Source organism: Citrobacter sp. wls718 (assembly GCF_005280945.1).
GTDB lineage: Bacteria > Pseudomonadota > Gammaproteobacteria > Enterobacterales > Enterobacteriaceae > Citrobacter > Citrobacter gillenii.
Window position 1 is genome coordinate 68,603 of record NZ_SZWV01000037.1, and the last position, 796, is coordinate 69,398.

The window sequence follows — 796 nt, forward strand, 5'->3', positions numbered from 1 at the left end:
TCAGGTGTATGATTAACAGAATCAACATGCATAAGGACGGCTTATGAAAATAGTCATTGCTCCGGACTCTTACAAAGAGAGTCTGAGTGCGCTTGAGGTAGCAACTGCGATTGAGCAGGGTTTTCGTGAGATCTGGCCTGATGCGGATTACGTCAAGATCCCGGTTGCCGATGGCGGTGAGGGAACGGTTGAAGCGATGGTTGCCGCAACCGCAGGACGCCTTGTTCATGTTGATGTTACAGGCCCTCTGGGGAGCAGTGTTCAGGCATTTTATGGTTTATCGGGAGATGCGCGCTCGGCATTTATTGAGATGGCTGCAGCCAGCGGGCTGGCGCTGGTACCCGTGGATTCACGTGACCCGCTAAAAACCACCTCCAGGGGAACCGGAGAGCTGATACGTCACGCGCTGGACGCGGGCGTAGAGCATATCGTCATTGGCATTGGCGGTAGCGCAACCAACGATGGCGGCGCGGGGATGGTGCAGGCACTGGGTGCAAGATTACTGGATGCGCAGAATAACGATATTGCCCATGGTGGTGCGGGACTGGAAGCGCTTGCCAGGATTGATATCTCGCAGTTAGATGCGCGCCTTGCCGCGTGTCGAATCGAAGTAGCCTGCGACGTGACGAACCGGCTTACCGGTAAAGAGGGCGCGTCGGCGGTATTCGGCCCGCAAAAAGGGGCTACGCCAGAAGTGGTTGCCCGTTTGGATCGAGCGTTAACCCATTATGCTCAGCTGATCTCCCGCGATCTGGACGTTAACGTTCTGGAACTGGCTGGCGGCGGTGCCGCCGGG

General features: G+C 56.8%; 1 protein-coding gene. It reads left to right on the forward strand.

The genetic code is table 11. The annotated features are described in order from the left end of the window. Positions 1-43: 43 nt before the first annotated feature. Positions 44-796, forward strand: a 753-nt coding sequence (locus FDW95_RS23550) for a glycerate kinase (RefSeq protein WP_249358945.1), incomplete at its 3' end; no start/stop codon positions are given.